This is a genomic window from Cellulomonas olei (genome assembly GCF_039548315.1).
Lineage (GTDB): Bacteria > Actinomycetota > Actinomycetes > Actinomycetales > Cellulomonadaceae > Cellulomonas.
Window position 1 is genome coordinate 1 of record NZ_JBCLVN010000031.1, and the last position, 23,650, is coordinate 23,650.

Below are 23,650 nucleotides of genomic sequence, written 5' to 3' on the forward strand. Positions count from 1 at the left end.
GACGGTGCAGGCGGAGATCCTCAAGCTCATGCGGGACCTGCGGCACCGCATCAACTCCGGCATCGTCCTCATCACGCACGACATGGGCGTGGTCGCCGACATGGCGGACTCGATCGTCGTCATGAAGGACGGCGAGGTCGTCGAGCACGGCGACTCCGCGGCGATCTTCTCGTCCCCGCAGCACCCGTACACCCAGCGGCTGCTGGACTCGGTCCCGCACCTCGGTCGGCACGCCGGCACTCCGGGCGCCACGGCCACGCCGGTCGAGCAGCCGTCGGCGGCGCCCGCCTCGACGCGCCCCGTCGTCCTCGAGGCCCGCGACATGGTCGTCGAGTACCCCGGGCGTGGCCGCACCCCGGCGTTCCGCGCCGTCGACGAGGTCAGCTTCTCGATCGCGCAGGGCGAGGTCGTCGGCCTCGTCGGCGAGTCCGGCTCGGGCAAGACCACCATCGGGCGCGCCCTCGTCGGCCTGCTCCCGGTCACGGCCGGCTCGCTGACGATCAACGGCGTCGACATGGTGGGGGCGACCACCAAGACGCTGCGGCCGCTGCGCAGCCAGGTCGGCATCGTGTTCCAGGACCCGGGCTCCTCGCTCAACCCGCGCCTGCCGATCGGCGAGTCGATCGCCGAGCCGCTGCTGCTGCACCGCGGCACCAAGGGCGCCGAGCTCAGCCGCGAGGTCGAGCGCCTGCTCGACCAGGTCCAGCTGCCGCGGGCCATGCGCAACCGCTACCCGCACGAGCTGTCCGGCGGCCAGCGCCAGCGCGTCGGCATCGCCCGGGCGCTGTCCCTGGAGCCGAAGCTGCTGGTCGCGGACGAGCCGACCTCCGCGCTCGACGTGTCCGTGCAGGCGACGGTGCTGGACCTGTTCCAGGAGCTGCAGCGCGAGCACGGGTTCGCCTGCCTGTTCATCAGCCACGACCTCGCCGTGGTCGAGATCCTGTCCGACCGCATCGCCGTGATGCACAAGGGCAAGCTCGTCGAGATCGGCGACACCACCCAGGTCGTCACCGAGCCGCAGCACCCGTACACGCAGCGCCTGCTCGCCGCGGTCCCCGTCCCGGACCCGGAGGAGCAGCGCCGGCGCCGCGAGCTGCGCGACGCGATGCTCGAGGAGCAGCGCGCGGAGATCGAGCGCGAGGAGGCCGAGGCGGCCGAGGGCGCCCACGCCCCCGACACCGGCGACCTCGAGGCACGGCACCCCGGCCCCGCGGGCGTCTGACCCGGCCCGCCGGCAAGCGGACCCGCACCACCACGCACCGTCCCGCACCACCCCGCGCGCCCCGGCACAGGGCCTCCCTCGTGCCGGGGCGCGCGGGCGCGTAGAATCGACCGGCGCTCGACGTCGTCGCGCCCCCTCCCACCCCCTTCGCGGAATGAGTCCTCATATGTCTGTGCCCTCGACGCCCACGGGAACCCGTGTGCGCGGCGACCTGCGCAACGTCGCGATCGTCGCCCACGTCGACCACGGCAAGACCACGCTCGTCGACGCCATGCTCTGGCAGTCCGGCGCGTTCGGCGCCCACGCCCACGTGGACGAGCGCGCGATGGACTCCGGTGACCTGGAGCGCGAGAAGGGCATCACGATCCTCGCGAAGAACACCGCGGTCCGGTACTCCGGCCCCGCGGCGGCCGCGGCGGGCCAGCCCGACGGCATCACCATCAACGTCATCGACACCCCGGGTCACGCCGACTTCGGCGGCGAGGTCGAGCGCGGCCTGTCCATGGTCGACGGCGTCGTGCTGCTGGTCGACGCGTCCGAGGGCCCGCTGCCGCAGACGCGGTTCGTGCTGCGCAAGGCGCTCGCCGCGAAGCTGCCGGTGATCCTCGTCGTCAACAAGGTCGACCGCCCCGACTCGCGCATCTCCGAGGTCGTCGCCGAGGCGACCGACCTGCTGCTGGGCCTCGCGTCCGACCTGCACGACGAGGTCGAGGACCTGGACCTCGACGCGATCCTCGACGTCCCCGTCGTGTACGCCGCCGCGAAGGCGGGCCGCGCGTCGCTCACCCAGCCGGCCGACGGCGGCCTGCCGGACTCCGAGAACCTCGAGCCGCTGTTCGCGACGATCCTCGAGAAGATCCCGGCCCCCACGTACACCGAGGGCGCGCCGCTGCAGGCCCACGTCACGAACCTCGACGCCTCGCCGTTCCTCGGGCGCCTGGCCCTGCTGCGCGTCTTCAACGGCGAGCTGACCAAGGGGCAGACGGTCGCGTGGGCGCGGGCCGACGGCACGATGCAGAACGTCCGCATCACCGAGCTGCTCGAGACGAAGGCGCTCGACCGCGTGCCGACCGAGAAGGCGGGCCCCGGCGACATCGTGGCGGTCGCGGGCATCGCCGACATCACCATCGGCGAGACGCTGACCGACCCCGAGGACCCGCGGCCGCTGCCGCTCATCACGGTCGACGACCCGGCGATCTCGATGACGATCGGCATCAACACCTCGCCGCTCGCCGGCAAGGGCGGCAAGAACCACAAGGTCACCGCCCGCCAGGTCAAGGACCGCCTCGACTCCGAGCTCATCGGCAACGTGTCCCTGCGCGTCGTCCCGACCGACCGCCCCGACGCGTGGGAGGTGCAGGGCCGCGGCGAGCTGGCGCTGGCGATCCTCGTCGAGCAGATGCGCCGCGAGGGCTTCGAGCTGACGGTCGGCAAGCCGCAGGTCGTCACCAAGAAGATCGACGGCAAGGTGCACGAGCCGGTCGAGCGCATGACCGTCGACGTGCCCGAGGAGTACCTGGGCGCCGTCACGCAGCTCCTGGCGCAGCGCAAGGGCCGCATGGAGACGATGTCGAACCACGGCACCGGCTGGGTCCGCATGGAGTTCCTCGTGCCGTCGCGCGGCCTCATCGGCTTCCGCACCCGGTTCCTCACCGACACCCGCGGCACCGGCATCGCGTCCTCGATCGCCGAGGGCTACGAGCCGTGGGCCGGCCCCATCGAGACCCGGGTCTCCGGCTCGCTGGTCGCCGACCGCGCGGGCGTCGTGACCCCCTACGCCATGATCAACCTGCAGGACCGCGGCTCGTTCTTCGTCGACCCCACGCAGGAGGTCTACGAGGGCATGATCGTCGGCGAGAACTCCCGCGCGGAGGACATGGACGTCAACATCACCAAGGAGAAGAAGCTCACCAACATGCGCTCCTCCACGGCCGACAACTTCGAGAACCTGGTGCCGCCGCGGCACCTGACGCTCGAGGAGTCGCTGGAGTTCGCCCGCGAGGACGAGTGCGTCGAGGTGACCCCCGAGGTGGTGCGCATCCGCAAGGTGGTCCTGGACCAGACCGAGCGCGCCCGCCAGACCGCGCGGGCCAAGCGCGCCTGACGCCGTGACGACCGCCGCGACCACGCCGCCCGTGACGGGTGGCGTGGTCGCGGTGCACGCGCACCCGGACGACGAGACGCTGACGTCCGGCGCGCTGCTCGCCACGTGGGCCGCGGCGGGCCTGCCGGCGCTGGTCGTGACGTGCACCCGCGGGGAGCGGGGCGAGGTGATCGGGGCGGAGCTCGCGCACCTGGAGGGCGACGGCCCGGCCCTGGCCGCGCACCGGGAGCGGGAGCTCGCGCGGGCGGTCGCGGCCCTGGGGGCGGACCAGGTCTTCCTGGACACCCTCCCGCCGCCCTCTGCCCCTGCCCCGCCCGTCGAGGTTGCAGCAGGTGCGGGGTTCGAGGCCCTGAACCCCGCACCTGCTGCACTCTCGTCGTCCGGGGCGCGGTACGAGGACTCGGGGATGGCGTGGGTCGGGACCGGGCGGGCCGGGGCAGCGGCCGCGCTTCCGGACCGGGCGTTCGTGGGCGTCGCCCTGGACGAGGCCGCCGGGCGGCTCGCCGGGCTGCTGCTGGACCGGCGCCCCGACCTCGTCGTCACGTACGAGCCGGGCGGCGGCTACGGGCACCCGGACCACGTGCGGGCGCACGAGGTCACGATGCGAGCGGTGGAGCTGGCGCGGGCCGCCGACCCGGCCGACGCGGACGGGTGGCGGCCGGCCGTCGCGTGGGCGGTGCAGGACCCGGACGCCCTGCGCGCCGGGTACGCCGCGCTGGCCGAGGACCCCGTGGTCCACGCCGTGCTCGCGGCCCACGCCGGCGCCGACCCGGCGACGCGCAGCGGCCCGCTCGTGCTGCCCGACCCTGACGGCCCGCTGCCGTCGGTCGCCGCCGCGGGGCGGCCCGACCTCGTGGTGGACGTCGTGCCCGTCCGCGACCGCCTGCTCGGCGCCCTCCGGGCCCACGCGACGCAGGTGCAGGCCGTGCGGCCGCTCGACCACCCCGTGGCCGCCGCCTGCCTCGCGCTGTCGAACCTCGTGCTCGCCCCGGTGCTGCCGCACGAGGGCTACCGCTGGGCCCCCGGGGGCGCCCCGGCGGCGGGGCTGCGCGTGCCGCCGGGCGTCACGCGCCGGTCCTGACGCCGCGAGGCCGCCCGCCCGGGGCCGACCCGGACCGCGCGCGGCGCCGGCCCGGACCGCGCCCGGTGCGACGCGCTGCACGCGGCGGACCGGCGTGACGCGCCGCACGCGGCGGACGTAGCCTGACGCCCGTGCCGCCCCTCACCTCCCGCCTGGTCCTGAGCACCCTCGGCGCGCTGCTGCTCGGCGTCGTCGCCGGCGCGGTCGGCACCGTCCTGCACCGCTCGACGCGCCCCTGGGGCCTGGTCGTCGGCCTGCTGCTCGTGCTCGCCGTGTCCGTGGCCGCGCGCGCCGGTGGCGGGCGGATCGCGTCGACGGCCCTGCTGGCCGGCGTGTTCCTCGCGGTGCAGGTGCTGTCGGGGCGGGGCCCGGGCGGCGACGTGCTGGTCCCCGCGGCCGGCGCGATCGGCTGGGTCTGGGCGGTCGGCGCCCTCGCCGTGGCGCTGGGTGCGACGCTCGCGCCCTCGGTGTGGTTCGCGGACGTGCCGCTGCGGCGCAGGCCGAGCACGCCGTGACCGACGCGACCGTCGACCCGCTCTACGGCGACGGCGACCCCGGCGGCGGCGCGGCGACGGACGCGTTCCGGGCGGCCATGGGCCGGCTGCCCGCGGGTGTCGTCGTGCTCGCCGTGCGCTGGCGCGGGCTCGACCACGCGATGACCGCCAGCGCGGTGACGTCGGTGTCGCTGGAGCCGCCCATGCTGCTGTTCTGCGTGCACCGGGACGCGCGGCTGCGGGAGGCGCTCGACGACGTCGACACCTGGGCGGTGAGCGTGCTCGCGGACGACCAGGCGCCGGTCGCGGACTGGCTCGCGTCGCCGGGCCGGCCGAGCATCGGGCAGCTCGACCGGGTGCCGCACGTGGCCGCGCCGCGCTCCGGTGCCGCGTGGGTGTCGGGGGCGGCCGCGTGGGTGGAGTGCCGGACCGTCCAGGTCGTCGCGGCGGGGGACCACGACGTGGTGCTGGGGGAGGTGCTGACCGCGCGGGAGGGCGACCCCGGGTCGGGCAGCCTGGTGCACCTGCGGCGTCGCCTGCGGCCCGTCCGCTGACCCGCGGGATCGAATCGTTGCGAAGTCGTGATCTCGCCAGGCGGGCGAACCGTGGCACGCGCGACGGCGGCGTCAGGGGGCGCCCGTAGAATCGGCGCCTGGCGGTGGGCGCACGGAGCGCACCCGCGGGGTCTCGCGAGGGGGAACCGGATGGCGAAGGGCAGCGCGGAGGGCACGGAGCCCGCGGTGGACTCCGAGGGCCCGGACGACGGTGCGTGGTCGCCGCTGGACGACTTCGACGCCGACCGCCCCCGGCGCCGCTGGCTGCGCACGGTGCTGGTCGTCGTCGGCGTGCTCGTGGTGCTGGGCGGCGGCTACGTCGGCGCCGCGTACGCGCTCGCCGACCGCGTGCCCCGCGGGACGACGGTCGCCGGCGTCGACGTCGGCGGGATGACGACCGCCGACGCGGAGCAGGCGCTGACCGACGGGCTCGGCTCCCTGGCCACCGAGGCGGTCCCCGTGACCGCGCAGGACATCACGGGCTCCGTGGACCCCGCCACCGCCGGGCTGGCCCTCGACGTCGAGGCCACCGTGGAGCGGCTGACGGGGGCGGACCTGCGCCCGCAGCGCCTGTGGCTGCACGTCGTGGGCGGGCAGGCCGAGCCGCCGGTGACCCGGGTCGACGACGCGGCGCTCGACGCCGCGCTGGACACGCTCGGCGGCTCGCTGAGCCTGGCGCCCGTCGACGGCTCGGTCGTCTTCGCGGACGGCGACGCGCACGCGGTCGACGCGGTGGACGGCTGGTCGCTGGACGCGGACGCCGCCCGGCAGGAGCTCGTCGACACGTGGCTGACGGCCGCGCGCCCGCTCGAGCTGCCCACCGAGGTCGTCGAGCCGGACATCACGCAGGAGGAGACGGACGCGGCGCTGCAGGACGTGGCGTCGCGCGTCGCGGCCGCCCCGGTGGGCGTGGAGGTCGCCGGCCAGACGATCGAGCTCCCCGTCGACGTGCTCACCTCGGTGTCGTCGATGGTGCCGGAGGACGGCGACCTCGTGCTGCGGATGGACGGGGCGGCGCTCGTGGACGCCGTGATCGCCCGCAGCACCGACCTGCTGACCACGGCGTCGGACGCCCGGTTCGACCTGTCGAGCGGCAGCCCGGTGATCGTCCCAGGGGTGCCGGGCACGACGCTCGACCCCGACGCGCTGGCCGAGGCGGTCGCGAAGGCCGCGGTGGCGGACGACCGCGCCGCGAAGGTCGAGCTGGTGGAGTCGGACCCCGACCAGACGACGAAGGCGCTCGAGGACCTCGGGATCACCCAGGTCGTCGCGGAGTTCTCGACCCCGCTGACCAGCGAGCCGCGCCGCACGCAGAACATCGCCGCGGGCGCCGCCGCGATCAACGGCACGCTGGTGCGCCCGGACGAGATCTTCAGCCTCACGGACGCCCTCGGCCCGATCGACGCCGCCCACGGCTTCACGACGGCCGGCGCGATCGTCAACGGCGAGCACACCGACGCGTGGGGCGGCGGGCTGTCCCAGCTCTCGACGACGACCTACAACGCCGCCTACGAGGCCGGCATGGAGGACATCGAGCACAAGCCGCACTCCGAGTGGTTCCAGCGCTACCCGGCCGGCCGCGAGGCGACCATCTACACGGGCACGCTCGACATGCGGTGGAAGAACAACACCCCGCACGGCGTGCTGGTCCAGGCGTGGGTCGCGGACGGCCGGACCTGGGTGCGGCTGTGGGGCACGCCCTACTGGGAGGTCACCTCCGAGTCCGGCCCGAAGACCAACGTCGTGCAGCCGACGACGGTGTACTCGCAGTCCCCGACGTGCGCGCCGCAGTCCGCGGGCAACCCCGGGTTCCGGATCACGGTCACCCGGACGATCAAGCTCAACGGCGAGGTCGTGGCGGTCGAGCCGTCGACGTGGACGTACAAGCCGCAGAACCAGGTGGTGTGCGGTCCGGACCCGGCCTCGGCCCCGCCGGCCGGCTAGCGGGCCGCCCGGGTCGCGGCGACCGCGTGCCCCGGTGGTCGGTCGCCCCGGCGCCGGCCCCGGGGCCGGGTCACCGGCGCGGACGCCGCTCGGGCGCGGGCGGCACGACCTTCCCGATCGCGATCTCGTCGGCGGGCACCCGCACGTCGCCGCCGCGCCGCGTGCGGACCGTCACCCCGTCGGGGTCCACCGCCAGCAGGTCGCCCAGCACGTCGGTGTAGGGCTGGGGCTCGCCGGGTGGCAGCCGCCGCCGGACGACGACGCGCTGCCCGGGGCGCCAGGCCCGCCACGGGGTCGCCGGGTCGCTCTCGTCGTGTGTCACCAGCGTCTCCGTCCCGTGGCTGCGCCGCCCGAGCGCAGGTGAGCGATACTAGGACGAACCATCTGGACCCGACCTGCGACCGCGCCGGCCCCGGCCGAGCCGCGCGCGTGGAGGACGCACCGTGACGTATGTGATCGCCCAGCCCTGCGTGGACGTCAAGGACAAGGCCTGCATCGAGGAGTGTCCGGTCGACTGCATCTACGAGGGGAAGCGGTCGCTGTACATCCACCCCGACGAGTGCGTGGACTGCGGCGCCTGCGAGCCGGTGTGCCCGGTGGAGGCGATCTACTACGAGGACGACGTCCCCGAGCAGTGGAGCGAGTACTACAAGGCGAACGTCGAGTTCTTCGACGACCTCGGCTCCCCGGGCGGCGCGGCCAAGATGGGCATGATCGAGAAGGACCACCCGATCATCGCGACGCTGCCGCTCCAGGTGCACGGCGAGTAGAGCGCGTGGGCCTGCTGACCGGCGCCCTGCCGGACTTCCCGTGGGACACGCTCACGCCGTACGGCGACCGGGCGCGGGCGCACCCCGGCGGGATCGTGGACCTGTCCGTCGGCACCCCGGTGGACCCGACGCCGGAGGTCGTGCGGCGCGCGCTGGCGGACGCCGCGGACGCGCCGGGCTACCCGCAGACGTGGGGGACCCCGGCGCTGCGCGAGGCGGTGGTCGCGTGGTTCGCCCGCCGCCGGGGCGTGCCGGGGCTCGACCCCGCGGGCGTGCTGCCGACCGTCGGCTCCAAGGAGCTCGTGGCGCTGCTGCCGGCCCTGCTGGGGCTGGGGGCCGGTGACCTGGTCGCGCACCCGGCGGCCGCGTACCCGACCTACGACGTGGGCGCGCGCCTCGCGGGCGCCGAGCCCGTCGCGACCGACGACCCGGCGGCGCTGCTGGCGGGCCCGGAGGGCGACCGGGTGCGGCTGGTCTGGCTGAACTCGCCGGGCAACCCGGACGGCCGGGTGCTGGACGCCGCGGCGCTGCGGGCCGTCGTGGACGCGGCGCGCGCCGCGGAGCGCCGCACGGGCAGGCCCGTCGTCGTGGCGTCCGACGAGTGCTACGCCGAGCTGCCCTGGGACGAGCCGTGGGCCTCGCAGGGCGTGCCGAGCGTGCTGGACCCGCGCGTGACGGGCGGGGACGTCACGGGGCTGCTCGCGGTGTACTCGCTGTCCAAGCAGTCGAACCTCGCGGGCTACCGGGCGGCGTTCGTCGCCGGCGACCCGGCCGTCGTGGCGGACCTGCTGGCCACCCGCAAGCACGCCGGGATGATCGTGCCGGCGCCGGTGCAGGCGGCGATGACCGTCGCGCTGGGTGACGACACCCACGTCGCGGAGCAGCGCGAGCGGTACCGGGCGCGGCGCTCGGCGCTGCGGGCGGCGCTCGAGGGCGCGGGACTCGTGGTCGACGGCTCGGCCGCCGGGCTGTACCTGTGGGCGCGGCCCGCGGGCGCGTCGGTGGGCGCGGACGGCGCTGACCCCTGCTGGGCGACCGTCGGCCGGCTCGCGGACGCGGGCGTGCTGGTCGCGCCGGGGTCGTTCTACGGCGCGCCGCAGCACGTCCGGGTGGCGCTCACCGCGACCGACGAGCGGGTCGCCGCCGCGGTCGGGCGACTCGCGACGCTCGCCGCCCGGTGATCCCGGGGATCTCCTGCCCTGTGACCCGAGTCACACGCCACCAGGCCGCCGCCGGGATGGTCGAGCCCCCGGACGGGAAGTAGCGTCAGGGCAGGCCGACGCCACCCCCGTGGCGCGCCCGCACCGCAGCGGCCGCCCTCCGGCCCTGATCGACCTCGCGGACCGGACCGAGGTCCACCCGCACACCGCCCGAGGAGGAGCGCCATGACCGACGTCGCCACCGAGCCCGTCCAGCTGGTCGTCAACGGCACCCCGCACGACCTGCCCGTGGTGCGCGCCACCGAGGGCAACGACGGCGTCGTGGTGTCGTCGCTGCTGCGGGACACCGGCCTGGTCACCGTCGACCCCGGCTTCATGAACACCGCGTCCTGCGAGTCGCAGATCACGTACATCGACGGCGACGCCGGCATCCTGCGCTACCGCGGGTACCCGATCGAGCAGCTCGCCGAGAAGTCCTCGTTCCTCGAGGTCGCCTACCTGCTGTTCAACGGAGAGCTGCCCACCGCGGACCAGCTCGAGGCGTTCGTGGAGCGGGTCAACCGGCACACGTTCGTGCACGAGAACTTCCGCACGTTCATGGGGACGTTCCCGTCGGGCGCGCACCCCATGGCGGTGATGTCGTCGGCGATCAACGCGCTGGCCACCTTCTACCCGGAGTCGCTCGACCCGTTCGACCCGGAGACGGTCGAGCTCGCGACCGTGCTGATCCTGGCCAAGACGCGCACGATCACGTCCTACCTGCACCGGACCTCGCGCGGCGAGCCGCTGCTGTACCCCGACTACTCGCGCGGGTACATCGAGGACTTCCTGCGGATGACGTTCGCCGTCCCGTACCAGCAGTACGACGTCGACCCGACCGTCGTGCGGGCGCTCGACAAGCTGCTCATCCTGCACGCCGACCACGAGCAGAACTGCTCGACGTCGACCGTGCGCGTCGTGGGCTCCAGCCACGCCAACCTGTACGCCTCGGTGGCCGCCGGCATCAACGCGCTGTCCGGCCCGCTGCACGGCGGGGCCAACGAGGCCGTGCTCAAGATGCTCGCGGAGATCCAGGCGAACGGCGGGGACGCCTCCGACTTCATGCGCCGCGTGAAGAACAAGGAGCAGGGCGTCCGCCTCATGGGCTTCGGGCACCGGGTGTACAAGAACTACGACCCGCGCGCGGCGATCGTGAAGGAGAGCGCCGACGCGGTGCTCGCGGCGCTCGGCGGCAACAACGAGCTGCTCGACATCGCGCGCCGGCTCGAGGAGATCGCGCTGTCCGACGAGTACTTCATCTCCCGCAAGCTCTACCCGAACGTCGACTTCTACACCGGGCTCATCTACAAGGCGATGGGCTTCGAGGAGCGCATGTTCACGCCGCTGTTCGCGCTCGGCCGGATGCCCGGCTGGATCGCGCAGTGGCGGGAGATGATGACCGACCCGCAGACGAAGATCGGCCGACCGCGCCAGGTGTACTCCGGGTCGCCGGCGCGCGACTACCGCACCGTCACGGAGCGCTGACGACCGGCAACCGCTTCCCTGCGTTTCCGCAGGACGAATCGGTCAGAACGCCGGGGAGCGGGTCGATGCAGGGGGCATGTCGCCCACGTCGACCGCGCCCGAGCGCGGGACCCGGCGGCCCACCGACGTTGCGCGAGGGCGGCGCGCAGCGGGGCCGACCGGTGTCGAGCGGACCTTCGGTCCCGAGGAGATCATCGTCTCCAAGACCGACCCCAAGGGGGTCATCACCTACGCGAACGACGTCTTCGTCCGCGTCAGCGGCTACGCCGAGCGCGAGATCCTCGGGAGCCCGCACAACCTGATCCGCCACCCGGCGATGCCGCGGGCGGTCTTCCAGCTCATGTGGGAGGTCATCCCGGCGGGGCGGGAGATCTTCGCGTACGTGGTGAACCTCGCCGCCGACGGCGGGCACTACTGGGTGCTCGCCCACGTCACGCCGTCGTTCGCCCCGGACGGCTCGGTGGTCGGCTACCACTCCAACCGCCGGTGGGTGCCGCCGGCGACCCGTCGCACCGTGGGCGACCTCTACGCACGGATCCGCGCCGTCGAGGACGCGCAGTCCCGCACGCCGGACCGGATCGCGGCGGGTCGTGCCGCCCTCGACGCCGCTCTGGCCGACGCCGGCGCGACGTACGACGAGTTCGTGTGGTCGCTGGCCGCGGCCGACGACGCCTCGGACGCACCGGGCTCGGCCGTCGCGGGGGTCCGGTGAGGCGGGGCGGGCGTGCCGGGCGCGACGCCGGGGGCCACGTCGAGCCGGGCCTGGACGAGGAGACGCGGCGGTCGCTCGAGCTGATCGCCGCGTTCTGCGACCGGGTGGCCGACGGCGACCTGGAGGGCCGGCTCCCGGTGCTCGAGGGCGACCCGGCGGTGCAGCGGGCCCGCACCGCGCTGAACCGGGTGGCCGACGTCGTCGACGCCTACGTGCGCGAGTCGCAGGCGTCGCTGACCGCGGCGGGCGAGGGCCGGTTCCACCGCCGGTTCCTCCGGCGGGGGATGCCCGGGGCGTTCCGCGACGGGGCCGTGCGGATCGACGCCGCCCGCGCGGGGCTCGAGGCGGCCGCGCAGCGCACCGCCCGCGACCAGGCGGAGCGCGCCGACCTCGCGGAGCGCATGGTCGAGGTCGCGGCCCGCGTCGCCGACTCCGCCCACGGGCTCGCCTCGTCGGCGGCGTCGCTCGCCACCGCGGCCCGCTCCGCGACCGGCGCGGCCCACGACTCCCGGGAGACGGTGCGGGAGCTCACCGACACCTCCGCGCAGATCGAGGAGGCGGCCGGGCTCGTCAAGACGATCGCCAGCCGGACGCGCCTGCTCGCCCTCAACGCCGCGATCGAGGCGGCCCGGGCCGGCGACGCGGGGCGCGGGTTCGCCGTGGTGGCCGACGAGGTCCGCACGCTCGCCGACGACTCCGCCGGGCGCTCCGACGACATCGCGCGCCAGGTCGTCGCCGCGCAGGCCGCCGCCGAGGAGGCCGGCCGGGCGATCGGGCGCATCGACGAGATCATCGCGGGCATGTCGACGCAGGTCGCGGCGGTCGCCGCCGCGGCCGACGGCGGCGACGGGGCGGGGCTCGCCGAGCTCGCGGAGCAGCTGCGGGCGGAGATCACGAGCTTCGCCCAGCTGAGCTGAGCTGACGCCGCGCCGGGGCTGACGCCGCGCCGGGGTCGGCGCCGCGCCGGGGCGGACCCGCCGCCGCCCTGACGCCGCGCGGAGACCCGTGCCCGGCGTCAGGGCGCGGCGGGCAGCGTCAGCGCCACGGTCCCCGGGGCGAGGGCGTCCGGGCGCGCGCCCGCCTGCCAGCCGTCGCCCCCGCGCGACCACCGGGCGTCGCCGACCTCGACGGTCGCGACGTCGAGGGCCTCCGCCGCCGCCACCGCCCACTGCGCGACCGCCCAGCCGGAGCGCGCCGCGTCGCCGCCGGACCGCGCCGTCAGGCCCCCGGTCTCCAGCAGCACCACGGGTCCGTCCTCGCCGTCGGCGGACCCGTCGGCGACGGCCGTCACGCTGCCGGCGAAGTCCCGCTGCACGCGCGCGGCGACCGCGTCGACGTCGCCCGGCCGGTCGGGGGCGCCCAGGTCGCAGTGCAGGGCGGCCGTGCTCCAGCCGGTGAGGGCCGACGCCCACGCCCGGGAGCGTGCCTCGTGCTGCGCGTAGGCGTCCGGGAACCCCGACCGCTGCACGGCCTGCGCGGCCTCGGTGACCGGCAGCTCCGTGTAGCCCGCCACCTCCACCAGGCCGTCGTAGAACCGGCCGGTGGAGTAGACGGGGTCCATGATCTGCTCGACGGTGCCCCAGCCCTGGGACGGCCGCTGCTGGAACAGCCCCACCGAGTCGCGGTCGCCGTAGTCGATGTTGATGAGCCGCGACTCCTGCAGCGCCGTGGCCAGCCCGATCGTGACGGCGCGCGCGGGCAGACCGCGGTGCTGGGCGGTGGCGGCGATCAGCGCGGCGTTGTCCGCCTGGTCGGCCGACAGGTCCCACGTGGCGCCGTCGACGGTGGCCGTGCACCGCCGGGACGCCGTGTCGTCGTGCGTGGCGTCGAGCGTCCAGACGACCGCGCCGACGCCGCCCGCGAGCACGGCCAGCGCGGTCACCGCCGCGCAGCCGAGCCGGGACCGCCGTCGCGCCACGGCGCTCAGTTCGCGTGCAGCGCGGCGTTGAGCGCGATGCCGGTCCCGGTCCGGGCCACGGCCTCCACCCCGCCGGTCAGGGAGTTGCGCCGCAGCAGGATCCCGTCGGCGCCGGACAGCTCGCGCGCCTTGACGACCCGCGGCGCGCCGTCGGGGCCGGCCTCGCCGACCAGCGTCACCTTGGTGCCGGCGGTCACGTACAGGCCCGCCTCGACCACGCAGTCGTCGCCGAGCCGGATGCCGAGCCCGGCGTTCGCGCCGAGCAGGGACCGCTCGCCGATCGAGACCCGCTCGCGCCCGCCGCCGGACAGCGTGCCCATGATCGACGCGCCGCCGCCGATGTCGCTGCCCTCGCCGACGACCACGCCCTGCGAGATGCGCCCCTCGACCATCGACGTGCCGAGGGTGCCCGCGTTGAAGTTCACGAAGCCCTCGTGCATGACCGTCGTCCCGGGGGCGAGGTGCGCCCCGAGGCGCACGCGGTCGGCGTCCGCGACGCGCACGCCCGACGGGAGCACGTAGTCGACCATGCGCGGGAACTTGTCGACGCCGTAGACGGTCACCGGCCGCCCGGTCGCCGCCCGCAGCCGGGCGCGGGTCGACTCGAAGCCCTCGACCGCGCACGGGCCGCGGTCCGTCCACACGACGTTCGGCAGCGCGCCGAACACGCCGTCGAGGTTGATCGTGTTCGGGCGCACCAGGCGGTGCGACAGCAGGTGCAGCCGCAGGTAGGCGTCGGGCGTGCCGGCGGGCGCGGCGTCCAGGTCGACGACCGTGAGCACCGTCTCGGCGCGCACCCCGCGTGCCGGGTCGGTGCCGGCCAGGTCGGTCAGCTCCGGCGGGCACGGGACGTCGTCCGGTGCGGCGCCGAGCGCGGGCTGCGGGTACCAGGTGTCGAGGACTGTCCCGGAGTCGGCGACGGTGGCCAGGCCCCAGCCCCAGGCGGTGCGGTCGGTCATGCCACCAGCCTAGGGGCCGTCCGGGGGCCGCCCGGCGCCCGGCGGTAGGGTCGCGGCGTGACGACGACCACCCCGCTCGACCTGACCGCCGACCTCGCGACGCTCACCGCGCGCGTGTGCGACATCGCCTCGGTCAGCGGGGACGAGGCGGCGCTCGCGGACGCGGTGGAGGCGGCCCTGGCCGCGTACCCGCACCTGGAGGTGCTGCGCGACGGGGACACGGTCGTCGCGCGCACCCACCTCGGTCGCGCGTCGCGGGTCGTCGTGGCCGGGCACCTCGACACGGTGCCGGTCGCGGACAACCTCCCCACCCGGCTGGAGGGCGAGGGCGGGGACGCCGTGCTGTGGGGGCGCGGCACCGTCGACATGAAGGGCGGCGTCGCCGTGCAGCTCGCGCTGGCCGCCTCGCTGACCGAGCCGACCCGCGACGTCACGTGGGTGTTCTACGACCACGAGGAGGTCGACGCCTCCCTGAGCGGCCTCGGCCGGGTCGCCCGGCGGCACCCCGAGTGGCTCGCGGCCGACTTCGCGGTGCTCGGGGAGCCGACGGACGCCGGCCTGGAGGGCGGCTGCAACGGCACGCTGCGCGCCGAGGTGCGGGTGACGGGCGTCGCCGCCCACTCGGCCCGCGCGTGGACCGGGGTCAACGCGATCCACGCCGCCGCGCCGGTGCTCGCCCGGCTGGCCGCTTACGAGCCCGCGTCGGTCGAGGTCGACGGGCTCGTGTACCGCGAGGGGCTCAACGCGGTGCTGATCGGCGGCGGCGTCGCGACCAACGTCGTGCCGGACCGCTGCGTCGTCACGGTGAACTACCGCTTCGCCCCGTCGCGCACCGTGGCGGAGGCGACCGCGCACGTCGAGGACCTGTTCGCCGGGTTCGAGGTCGTGGTCACCGACGCGGCCGGCGGCGCCCGGCCGGGGCTCGACGACCCCGCGGCCGCCGAGTTCGCCGCGGCCGTGCTCGGCGTGACCGGGGGAGCCCCCGCGCCCAAGTACGGCTGGACCGACGTCGCGCGGTTCGCCGAGCTCGGCATCCCCGCCGTCAACTTCGGGCCCGGCGACCCGCTGCTCGCGCACAAGGACGACGAGCGGCTCCCGGTGGCCCAGCTCGCGCTCTGCCACGACGCCCTGCGGGCCTGGCTGACGGCCTGACACGGGGTCACGCACCGTTCACCCGGTCGTCGCCCGCCGTCGCCGCACGTCCCGCCGCCACGCCCCGCCGCGGACCGTAGAGTCGGCTCCCATGAGCGACGACGGCCTCCCGGCACCCGGCTCCGGCTACCGCAAGGGGCCGGTGCTGCTCCGTCGCGGGCAGATCCCCGCGACGACCTCCGACCAGCGGCTGCTGTCCGGCGGCGACGGCGCCGACTGGCTGCACGGCGACCCGTGGCGCGTGATGCGGATCCAGAGCGAGTTCGTCGAGGGGTTCGGCGCGCTCGCCGAGCTCGGCCCGGCGGTCAGCGTGTTCGGCTCGGCGCGCACGCTGCCGGAGCACCCCGACTTCGTGCTCGGCGAGTCCGTCGGGCGGCTGCTCGCGGAGGCCGGCTACGCGGTGATCACCGGCGGCGGTCCCGGCATCATGTCCGCCGCGAACAAGGGCGCGTCCGAGGCGGGCGGGCTGTCCGTCGGCCTCGGCATCGAGCTGCCGTTCGAGCAGGGCATGAACCCGTGGGTCGACCTGGGCGTCAACTTCCGCTACTTCTTCGCCCGCAAGACGATGTTCGTGAAGTACGCCGAGGGGTTCATCGTGCTGCCCGGCGGCTTCGGGACGTTCGACGAGCTGTTCGAGGCGCTCACGCTCGTGCAGACGCACAAGGTGACCGAGTTCCCGATCGTGCTGGTCGGCACCGACTACTGGACCGGGCTGCTCGAGTGGCTGCGCGGGCCGGTGCTGCGGCGGGGGATGGTCCGCGAGGCCGACCTCGAGCTGCTGCGCCTGGTGGACGACCCGGAGGAGGCGGTGCGCATCGTCCGCGACCGCGGGGCCGAGCTCCGCGAGGCCGAGCGCGAGGCGGCGCGCGACGCGGCCCGGGCGCAGTCGGTGGCGGAGTCCCGGGTCGTCGCCGAGGGGGAGGCGGAGGCGGAGCCGGGTGGCCGCTGACGACGCCGCGACCCCGCCCGCCGCGGGGGCCGTCCCGGCCGCCGGCGCGCCCCTGCTGCTGCGTGGCCGCTGGTACGGCCCGGAGCGCCCCGTCGTGATGGCGGTCGTGAACCGGACGCCGGACTCGTTCTACGCCGCCGCCCGGTACGACGACGCGGGGGCGGACGCCGCGGTCGCGCGCGCCGAGGAGGAGGGCGCGGACCTGGTCGACCTCGGCGGCGTCCGCGCCGGTCGCGGGCCCGGGGTGGACGCCGCCGAGGAGATCGCGCGGGTGGTGCCGCTGGTCGAGCGCGTCCGCCGCCGGCACCCGGACCTGCTCGTGAGCGTCGACACGTGGCGGTCGGAGGTGGCGCGCGCCGCGGCGGACGCCGGCGCCGACCTGCTGAACGACACGTGGGCCGGCCACGACCCGGCCCTGGTGGAGGTCGCCGCCGAGCGGGGGCTGGGCGTGGTCTGCTCGCACACCGGCGGCCTCCCGCCCCGGACCGACCCGCTGCGGGTCTCCTACCCGCTGCCGGACGGCGCCCCCGCGGGCACCGACCCCCGGGACGGCGTCCTCCTGGACGTCCTCGCCACGCTGCGGGCGTCCGCGGCCCGCGCGGTCGGGCTCGGCGTGCACCCGGCGAGCGTGCTGGTGGACCCCACCCACGACTTCGGCAAGAACACCTGGCACTCGCTGCACCTGGTCCGCCGGACCGCCGCGCTGACGACGCTTGGGCACCCGCTGCTGGTCGCGCTGTCGCGCAAGGACCTGGTGGGCGAGACGCTCGGGCTGCCGCCGGAGGAGCGCCTCGAGGGCACGCTCGCCGCGACGTCGGTGGCGGCGTGGCTCGGGGCGCGCGTGTTCCGCGCCCACGACGTGCGCGCGACGCGGCGCGTCGTGGACATGGTGGCCGCGCTGCGCGGTGACGCGCCGCCGGCGCGGGCGGTCCGGGGGCTCGCGTGACGGGGCCGGGTGGTGGCCCCGACCTGCCCGCGGCGCCGCGTCCCCGCGCGCGGGTCCTCGACCCGCGCACCTGGCCGTGGTGGGCGCAGGTGCTCGGGGTGTACGCCGCGGCACGCGCCTTCTCCGCGGTGGTGCTGCTCGTGGTCGCCCGGCACCAGGCCGCCACCGGCTGGACCGCCGCCTCGCCGGGCTACGCGGACTACGCGGGCCTGATGTGGGACGCCACGTGGTACCGCCGGATCGCCGAGGGCGGCTACCCCGCGACGCTGCCGGTGGGCGCCGACGGGCTGGTGCAGCAGAACGAGTGGGCGTTCTTCCCGCTGTACCCCCTGCTGGTGCGCGGCGTGATGGCGGTCACCGGCGGGTCGTGGGCGGTCGTCGCGCCGACGGTGTCGCTGCTGCTCGGTGCGGGCGCGGTCCTGCTGGTGCACCGCACGGTGGTGCGCGGCGCACCGCGGGCGGTCGCGGCACGGCCCGGGCTGCCGCTGGCGACGGTGCTGCTGGTCAGCGTGTTCCCGACCTCGGTCGTGCTCCAGGTCGGCTACACGGAGGCGCTGGCGCTGCTGCTCGTCGCGGCCTCGCTGCTGGCCGTCGTGACGCGCCGCTACGGCTGGGCGTGCCTCGCGGTGCTCGCGCTCGGGTTCACCCGCGCGGTCGCCCTGCCGATGGCGGTCGTCGTCGCGGTGCACGCGCTGGTCCGGTGGCGGGAGTGGCGCGCGACCGGCCGGCGTCCGCCGGGGCGCGACGTCCTCGGCCTCGGGGCCCTCGCGCTGACCTCGGTGGTCTCGGGCTTCGCGTGGCTGGTGGTCTGCGGCTGGGTGACGGGGGTCCCGGACGCGTACCTGCGCACGCAGGAGGCGTGGCGCGGGTCGCCGACGACGGCACCGTTCGCCGGGTGGGCCTACGTGCCGCAGTTCTGGTTCGGCGACGCCGCGCCGTGGGTCGTGCTCGCGGCCGCCGCGGTCGTCGTGGGCAGCCTGGCCGCCCCGCCCACCTGGCGGCTGGGGCGGGAGCTGCACGCGTGGTCCGGGGCGTACCTGCTGTACCTCGCCGCGGCCGTGGAGCCCGGGAGCAGCCTCGCGCGGTTCCTGCTGCTGGCGTTCCCCCTCGGCGCCGCGACCGCCGGGGTGGTGACCCGACCGCGTGCCGCACGGTGGGCGTGGACGGGCGCGGTGACCCTCCTGATGCTCGTCCTCCAGGTGGTGTGGGTGTGGCGGATCTGGCGACTCGTCCCGCCCTCCGGGTGGCCGCCGTGACCGCGGGAGTGCGCGTGCGCAGGCGCTCCCTGCCTCGCGTGTCGCCCCGGTGAACTAGACTGGCCGACGGACATCCGCTGATCCGCGCCCTGTCCGCACCGGCCCCGCCCGCGGCGGGACCAGCGCGTTCGGGTCCCGGGACGCACGACGCGAAGGAGAGCCCCGCATGGCCGCGATGAAGCCGAGGACTGGTGACGGTCCGCTCGAGGTGACCAAGGAGGGCCGCGGCATCGTGATGCGGGTCCCGCTCGAGGGCGGTGGTCGGCTCGTCGTCGAGCTCAACGCGACCGAGGCGCAGGAGCTGGGCGAGGCCCTCACCTCCGTCGTCTCCTGACGGCCCGGGGGCTCGCTCCGTCGTGGCACGTTCCGTGACGCACCCCGAGGTGCGCATCGGCCGCCCGGTGCCGGCGGTCGGCCTGGTGGGCGGTTCGCTCGCGTCCTCCGCGCTCCTGCTGGAGGCGGACGTCGACGCGGTGGCCGTCCCGGTCGCCCCGCCCGCGCCGGACGACACCGACCTCCAGCCGGGCCGCGGCACCGCCGACGCCGCCGCCCGCTACGGCATCGACCTCGCCGAGGTCGCCGAGCGGGCCGGGCTGACCGGCGCGCCCGGCGAGGCGTGGACCCTGCTCCTCCCGCGCCCGGTCGGCCGGGCCGGCGCGGCCCTGCCCTGGGACGGTCTGCCGCGCCGCCTCGTCCTCGTGGGCGTCGGCGGCGGCACCCCCGACGAGCTGCGGCGCGCCGGTGCCGCGCTGGCGCGTGCGACGCGCGGGCTGCGGCGCGTGCTGACGACCGTGGCGACCGAGCCCGGGGTCGACGGCCCGCGGGCCGTGCGGGCGTTCGCGGAGGGCTACCTGCTGGCCGCCTACCGGGTGCAGCGCATCGGCGCGCCCGCCCCGGCGAGCGAGGCGCCCGCCTCCGAGCTGGTGGTGGTCGGCCGCGACGGCGTCCGCGCCCAGGCCGCACTGGACGAGGCGGTGCGCGGCGCGACCGCGACCTGGCTCGTGCGCGACCTCGCGAACACCCCGTCCAGCATCAAGGACCCGGCCTGGATGGCGGACCGCGCCTCCGCGCTGGCCCGCGCGGCCGGCCTGCGCGTCGACGTCCTCGGCCCCCGGGAGCTGGCCGCGCAGGGGTTCGGCGGCATCCTCGCCGTCGGGTCCGGCTCGGCGTCGACCCCGCGGCTCGTGACCGTCGCGTACGAGCCGCCCGCCGGGGGCGGCTCCCGGCGCACCCGGCACGTCGTGGTGGTCGGCAAGGGCATCACGTACGACACCGGCGGGCTCTCGATCAAGCCGCGCGAGTCGATGGTCCCGATGAAGACGGACATGGCCGGCGCCGCGGTCGCGCTCGCCACCGTGCTCGGCGCGGCTGCCGCGGGCGTCCCGCACCGCGTCACCGCCGTCCTGCCGCTCGCGGAGAACCACGTCGGCGCCGCGTCGTACCGACCGGGGGACGTCCTCACCCTGTGGGGCGGACGCACCGTCGAGATCGCGAACACCGACGCCGAGGGCCGCCTGGTGCTCGGCGACGCGCTCGCGTGGGCGGACGCGACGCTCGACCCGGACGTGCTGCTCGACGTCGCGACGCTGACGGGGGCGGCCAGCCTGGGGCTCGGCAAGCAGCACGCCGCGCTCTACGCCACCGACCCGCGCCTCGCCGGGGCGATCGAGACCGCCGCCGCCGAGTCGGGCGAGCCCGTGTGGTCCATGCCGCTCGTCGAGGACTACGCCGACGCGGTGCGATCGACGGTGGCCGACCTGCGGCACGTGCCGATCGACCCGAAGCAGGGCGGCGGCTCCATCACCGCCGCGCTGTTCCTGCGCGAGTTCGTCGGCGCCCGCACCTGGGCCCACCTCGACATCGCCGGCCCGGCGCGGTCGACGGCGGACAAGCACGAGGTGACCGAGGGGGCGACGGGCTTCGGCGCCCGGCTGCTGCTGCGGTACCTCGCCGCGCTGCGCTGACCCGGTACCCGGGCCGGCCCGGGTGACCGGTCGGCCCGGGCGCCGTGCGGGGTCCGGGCCGGGACGGTCAGCGGCGGACGGCGACCAGCAGCCCGTCGCCGACCGGCAGCAGCGCGGGGAGCAGCCGCTCGTCCTCGCGCACGCGCCGGCCGGTCTCCCGGACGATCGTCGTGGCCTCGTCACGCCGCGCCGGGTCGGCGACCCGGTCGTGCCAGAGCGCGTCGTCGACGGCGAGCACGCCGCCCGGGCGCAGCAGCCGCACCGCCTGCTCCACGTAGGCGGGGTAGTTCTCGATGTCCGCGTCGACGAGCACGAGGTCGTAGGCGCCGTCGGTCAGGCGGGGCAGGACGTCGAGCGCCCGGCCCGAGATGGTGCGGGTGCGCGCCGGGCGCACGCCCTCCTCCGCGAACGCCGTCTTGGCGGCGCGCTGGTGCTCCACCTCGACGTCGATGGTGGTCAGCACGCCGTCGCCGGGCATGCCGCGCAGCAGGTGCAGGCCGCTCACGCCCGCCCCGGTCCCGACCTCGACGACCGCGCGGGCGCGCGCCGCGGCGGCGAGGACCGTCAGCGCGGCACCCGTGCCGGGGGCCACCGGCGTGCAGCCGAGCTGACCCGCGCGGTCCCGGGCGCGCAGCAGGGTGTCGTCCTCGGGCACGAAGCCCTCCGCGTAGACCCAGCTGGCAGCCTTGTCGGTGGCGATGGTGTCCTCCTGCGGACGGTTCGAGAGCGGCGGGTGTCGACGCAGGCCAGCCTAGTGGGCGACCGTCGCCCGGACGGGGCGCCCGTCGGCGACGCGCGGGGGCGGCGGGGCCCGGGACGCCGTCCGTCCGCCGGGGAACCGCGGGAACGGTGCAGGGTGTGTGCGCGTTGTGCGTGAGCAGGAGGGGAACCGGTTCGCACGGGGACCCGCGCCCTGGGACACTGGGCACGCGCCGCGCCCGCGGCTCCTGAGACGAAGGACCTGGATGGCGACCTCGGTGCCCGAGACGGACTGGCAGCCCCCGACCTGGGAGGCGATCGTCCGCGAGCACTCCGCGCGCGTGTACCGCCTCGCCTACCGGCTGACCGGCAACCGGCACGACGCCGAGGACCTCACGCAGGAGGTGTTCGTGCGGGTGTTCCGGTCGCTGTCGACCTACACCCCCGGCACGTTCGAGGGCTGGCTGCACCGCATCACCACCAACCTGTTCCTCGACCAGGCGCGCCGCCGGCAGCGCATCCGCATGGACGCGATGGGCGAGGACAGCGACCGGTACCCGACCACCGACGGGGGCCCCGAGCGGGCGTTCGAGCACGACAACCTCGATGTCGACGTCCAGCGCGCGCTCGACGAGCTGCCCCCGGAGTACCGGGCGGCGGTGGTGCTGTGCGACATCGAGGGGCTGTCGTACGAGGAGATCGCGGTGACCCTGGGCATCAAGCTCGGCACGGTGCGCTCGCGGATCCACCGGGCGCGCGCCCGGCTCCGGGTGTCCCTGGAGCACCGCGCGCCGCGTGAGCAGCGGACGCCCGAGGGCGCGGCCCGGGACGGGCGTGACCTGCCCGGGCGCCAGACCGCCGGGGAGTCCGTGACCGCACCCGCGGGGGCGCGATGAGCGGCCACCTCGGGGACCGGGTCAGCGCCCTGGTCGACGGGCAGCTCGGCCCGGCGGCCACCGAGCGCGCGCTGGCGCACGTCGCCGGCTGCCCGCGCTGCGCGGCCGACCTCGCCGCCGCCCGGGCCGCCCGCCGCGTGCTCTCCGACGCCGACGACGTCCGCCCGGCAGGGGACCTGACCGCCCGGCTGCTCGCGCTCGGCTGCCCGGGGACCGCGGACCCGCGCCGCGACGCCGCCTCCGCCACCCCGCGACGGATGGACCCGTTCGTCCCGCCCGCCGGTGCCTCCCGCCCGTCCCCGGCGGTGACCGGGCTCGCGGGGCTGCTCGGTGCGGGCCGCGGCGTGCTCGGTGGCGAGGTCCTCGGCACCCGCGCCGTGGTCGGTCAGCGCGCCGCCGCGGGCCGGGTGCTCGGCGGCGAGGTGCTCGGCGCCGGCGGCGTGCTCGGCGGGCGCGGCGTCCTCGGCGCCGGCACCGGGCAGGGCCGCCGGCGGTTCCGCGCCGCTGTCGGGTCCCTCACGGGGCTGGGCATGGTGGCCGTCGGCCTGTTCCTGCTCGGCGACCGCCCCGACGTCGCCCCCGTGACCGCCTCCCGCGACGCCATGGCGATGCTCGGGGACGCGGGAGCGCCCGCCGCGGTCACGGTGGCCGCACCGCGCGAGCCGGTCGCGGGCGCCACCACGCAGGAGTACCTCGACTGGATGCGGGCGCAGGGCTGGACCTGCCCGACCGAGGTCCCGGACGGCTGGGCGGTGACCTCGGTGCGCGAGCGTGACGGCGGCAGCACGCTCGAGGTCGCGCTGTCCGGGCCGGCCGGCGACGTGGTCGTCACCGAGCAGCACGGCCAGCTCGACACCGGCGTCCTGACCGCCGCGGACCGGCTCGACGTCGCCGGCCGCACGGTCTACGTGCTGTCCACCGCCCCGTGGCACGCCGCCTGGCAGTCCGGCGACACCGTGGTCGAGGTCGTCGCCGCCGGCACGGGCCCGGACGTCTCGGCGGTCGTCGCCCAGTTCCCCGGCGGGGAGTTCGACACCGGGCTGCCCGCCCGCCTGACCCGCGGCTGGGACACGCTCACGACCGCCGTGCACCTGCCGTGACCGCGCACGACGAGCACCGCGACGCGCGCGACCGGCCCGCGCCCTACGGAGAGGACCCGCAGGTGGGGGAGCAGCAGCCGGAGCCGCCGCGGAGCGGGCCGGGACCGGTGCCCGGCCCGCCGGGGACCTCGCCGGCCGGTGACGCCCCCGCGGCCGCCGCGCCGCGACCCGCCGACCCGTTCGCAGCCCCGCCGGCCGCACCGCCCGGGTGGGAGGCCCCCCGCCCGTGGGGTCCGCCGGGCGGCG

The 23,650-nt window shown here is 76.4% G+C and carries 23 protein-coding genes; 19 read left to right on the forward strand and 4 right to left on the reverse strand.

Annotated elements, in window-relative coordinates:
- The 6 genes from AAHH18_RS10990 to AAHH18_RS11015 form a co-directional block, all read left to right on the forward strand.
- Positions 1-1,222, forward strand: a 1,222-nt coding sequence (locus tag AAHH18_RS10990; RefSeq protein WP_343301646.1) for an ABC transporter ATP-binding protein, incomplete at its 5' end; no start/stop codon positions are given.
- 166 nt (positions 1,223-1,388) lie between these two features.
- On the forward strand, positions 1,389-3,326 hold the full coding sequence (gene typA / locus AAHH18_RS10995; protein WP_343301647.1) for a translational GTPase TypA: 1,938 nt from the start codon (positions 1,389-1,391) through the stop codon (positions 3,324-3,326).
- Positions 3,327-3,330: 4 nt separating this feature from the next.
- Positions 3,331-4,407 carry a PIG-L family deacetylase gene (locus tag AAHH18_RS11000; protein ID WP_343301648.1) on the forward strand — a complete coding sequence of 359 codons (1,077 nt, stop codon included), beginning with the start codon at positions 3,331-3,333 and terminating at the stop codon, positions 4,405-4,407.
- 131 nt (positions 4,408-4,538) lie between these two features.
- Positions 4,539-4,922, forward strand: a complete 384-nt coding sequence (locus AAHH18_RS11005; RefSeq protein WP_343301649.1) for a hypothetical protein — start codon at positions 4,539-4,541, stop codon at positions 4,920-4,922.
- Entirely contained in the window at positions 4,919-5,455 is a 537-nt protein-coding gene (locus AAHH18_RS11010; protein ID WP_343301650.1) for a flavin reductase family protein, read from the forward strand. The genes AAHH18_RS11005 and AAHH18_RS11010 overlap by 4 nt, the downstream gene beginning before the upstream one ends.
- A 150-nt stretch (positions 5,456-5,605) precedes the next feature.
- The gene (locus tag AAHH18_RS11015; protein WP_343301651.1) at positions 5,606-7,399 is read left to right on the forward strand and encodes a VanW family protein; all 1,794 of its coding nucleotides are present in this window, start codon (positions 5,606-5,608) and stop codon (positions 7,397-7,399) included.
- Positions 7,400-7,469: 70 nt separating this feature from the next.
- Here AAHH18_RS11015 and AAHH18_RS11020 read toward each other — a convergent pair whose 3' ends face one another.
- Complete coding sequence (locus tag AAHH18_RS11020) at positions 7,470-7,721, reverse strand: putative acetyltransferase (protein WP_343301652.1); 252 nt, start codon at positions 7,719-7,721, stop codon at positions 7,470-7,472.
- A 121-nt stretch (positions 7,722-7,842) separates the two neighbouring features.
- On the opposite strand from AAHH18_RS11020, the gene fdxA reads away from it, so the two are divergent.
- From fdxA to AAHH18_RS11045, 5 genes are all read left to right on the forward strand, one after another.
- Positions 7,843-8,169 carry a ferredoxin gene (fdxA, locus tag AAHH18_RS11025; protein ID WP_343301653.1) on the forward strand — a complete coding sequence of 109 codons (327 nt, stop codon included), beginning with the start codon at positions 7,843-7,845 and terminating at the stop codon, positions 8,167-8,169.
- Positions 8,170-8,174: 5 nt separating this feature from the next.
- A complete protein-coding gene (dapC, locus tag AAHH18_RS11030) occupies positions 8,175-9,350 on the forward strand; it encodes a succinyldiaminopimelate transaminase (RefSeq protein WP_343301654.1) in 1,176 nt (391 codons plus the stop codon).
- A 204-nt stretch (positions 9,351-9,554) separates the two neighbouring features.
- A complete protein-coding gene (locus AAHH18_RS11035; protein ID WP_343301655.1) occupies positions 9,555-10,853 on the forward strand; it encodes a citrate synthase in 1,299 nt (432 codons plus the stop codon).
- Between the two features lie 76 nt (positions 10,854-10,929).
- Positions 10,930-11,565 (forward strand): PAS domain-containing protein, encoded by a 636-nt coding sequence (locus AAHH18_RS11040; protein WP_343301656.1) that lies wholly within the window; start codon positions 10,930-10,932, stop codon positions 11,563-11,565.
- Positions 11,562-12,482 carry a methyl-accepting chemotaxis protein gene (locus AAHH18_RS11045; RefSeq protein WP_343301657.1) on the forward strand — a complete coding sequence of 307 codons (921 nt, stop codon included), beginning with the start codon at positions 11,562-11,564 and terminating at the stop codon, positions 12,480-12,482. The genes AAHH18_RS11040 and AAHH18_RS11045 overlap by 4 nt, the downstream gene beginning before the upstream one ends.
- Positions 12,483-12,580: 98 nt before the next feature.
- On the opposite strand, the gene AAHH18_RS11050 is transcribed toward AAHH18_RS11045, so the two are convergent.
- Together AAHH18_RS11050 and dapD are read right to left on the reverse strand one after the other, a co-directional pair.
- Positions 12,581-13,492, reverse strand: a complete 912-nt coding sequence (locus AAHH18_RS11050; RefSeq protein WP_459349121.1) for a hypothetical protein — start codon at positions 13,490-13,492, stop codon at positions 12,581-12,583.
- On the reverse strand, positions 13,489-14,442 hold the full coding sequence (gene dapD / locus AAHH18_RS11055) for a 2,3,4,5-tetrahydropyridine-2,6-dicarboxylate N-succinyltransferase (RefSeq protein ID WP_343301659.1): 954 nt from the start codon (positions 14,440-14,442) through the stop codon (positions 13,489-13,491). Before dapD ends, AAHH18_RS11050 begins: the two co-directional genes overlap by 4 nt.
- 57 nt (positions 14,443-14,499) lie before the next feature.
- Between dapD and dapE the strand changes: the two genes are divergently transcribed.
- The 6 genes from dapE to AAHH18_RS11085 all read left to right on the forward strand — a co-directional run bounded on the left by dapE (position 14,500) and on the right by AAHH18_RS11085 (position 20,709).
- Entirely contained in the window at positions 14,500-15,594 is a 1,095-nt protein-coding gene (dapE, locus tag AAHH18_RS11060) for a succinyl-diaminopimelate desuccinylase (protein ID WP_343301660.1), read from the forward strand.
- A 91-nt stretch (positions 15,595-15,685) separates the two neighbouring features.
- The gene (locus AAHH18_RS11065) at positions 15,686-16,543 is read left to right on the forward strand and encodes an LOG family protein (protein WP_343301661.1); all 858 of its coding nucleotides are present in this window, start codon (positions 15,686-15,688) and stop codon (positions 16,541-16,543) included.
- A complete protein-coding gene (gene folP, locus AAHH18_RS11070) occupies positions 16,533-17,489 on the forward strand; it encodes a dihydropteroate synthase (RefSeq protein WP_343301662.1) in 957 nt (318 codons plus the stop codon). Before AAHH18_RS11065 ends, folP begins: the two co-directional genes overlap by 11 nt.
- Positions 17,486-18,745, forward strand: coding sequence for a hypothetical protein (locus AAHH18_RS11075; protein WP_343301663.1), 1,260 nt, complete (start codon positions 17,486-17,488; stop codon positions 18,743-18,745). The genes folP and AAHH18_RS11075 overlap by 4 nt, the downstream gene beginning before the upstream one ends.
- A 166-nt stretch (positions 18,746-18,911) precedes the next feature.
- The gene (locus AAHH18_RS11080; RefSeq protein WP_082812748.1) at positions 18,912-19,079 is read left to right on the forward strand and encodes a DUF3117 domain-containing protein; all 168 of its coding nucleotides are present in this window, start codon (positions 18,912-18,914) and stop codon (positions 19,077-19,079) included.
- A gap of 22 nt (positions 19,080-19,101) precedes the next feature.
- Entirely contained in the window at positions 19,102-20,709 is a 1,608-nt protein-coding gene (locus AAHH18_RS11085) for a leucyl aminopeptidase family protein (protein WP_343301664.1), read from the forward strand.
- Positions 20,710-20,776: 67 nt separating this feature from the next.
- Here AAHH18_RS11085 and AAHH18_RS11090 read toward each other — a convergent pair whose 3' ends face one another.
- Positions 20,777-21,409, reverse strand: a complete 633-nt coding sequence (locus AAHH18_RS11090) for an O-methyltransferase (RefSeq protein ID WP_343301667.1) — start codon at positions 21,407-21,409, stop codon at positions 20,777-20,779.
- A 265-nt stretch (positions 21,410-21,674) separates the two neighbouring features.
- On the opposite strand from AAHH18_RS11090, the gene sigE reads away from it, so the two are divergent.
- Positions 21,675-22,304, forward strand: a complete 630-nt coding sequence (sigE, locus tag AAHH18_RS11095; RefSeq protein WP_343301665.1) for an RNA polymerase sigma factor SigE — start codon at positions 21,675-21,677, stop codon at positions 22,302-22,304.
- Positions 22,301-23,404, forward strand: a complete 1,104-nt coding sequence (locus AAHH18_RS11100; RefSeq protein ID WP_343301666.1) for a zf-HC2 domain-containing protein — start codon at positions 22,301-22,303, stop codon at positions 23,402-23,404. The genes sigE and AAHH18_RS11100 overlap by 4 nt, the downstream gene beginning before the upstream one ends.
- Positions 23,405-23,650 lie beyond the last annotated feature (246 nt).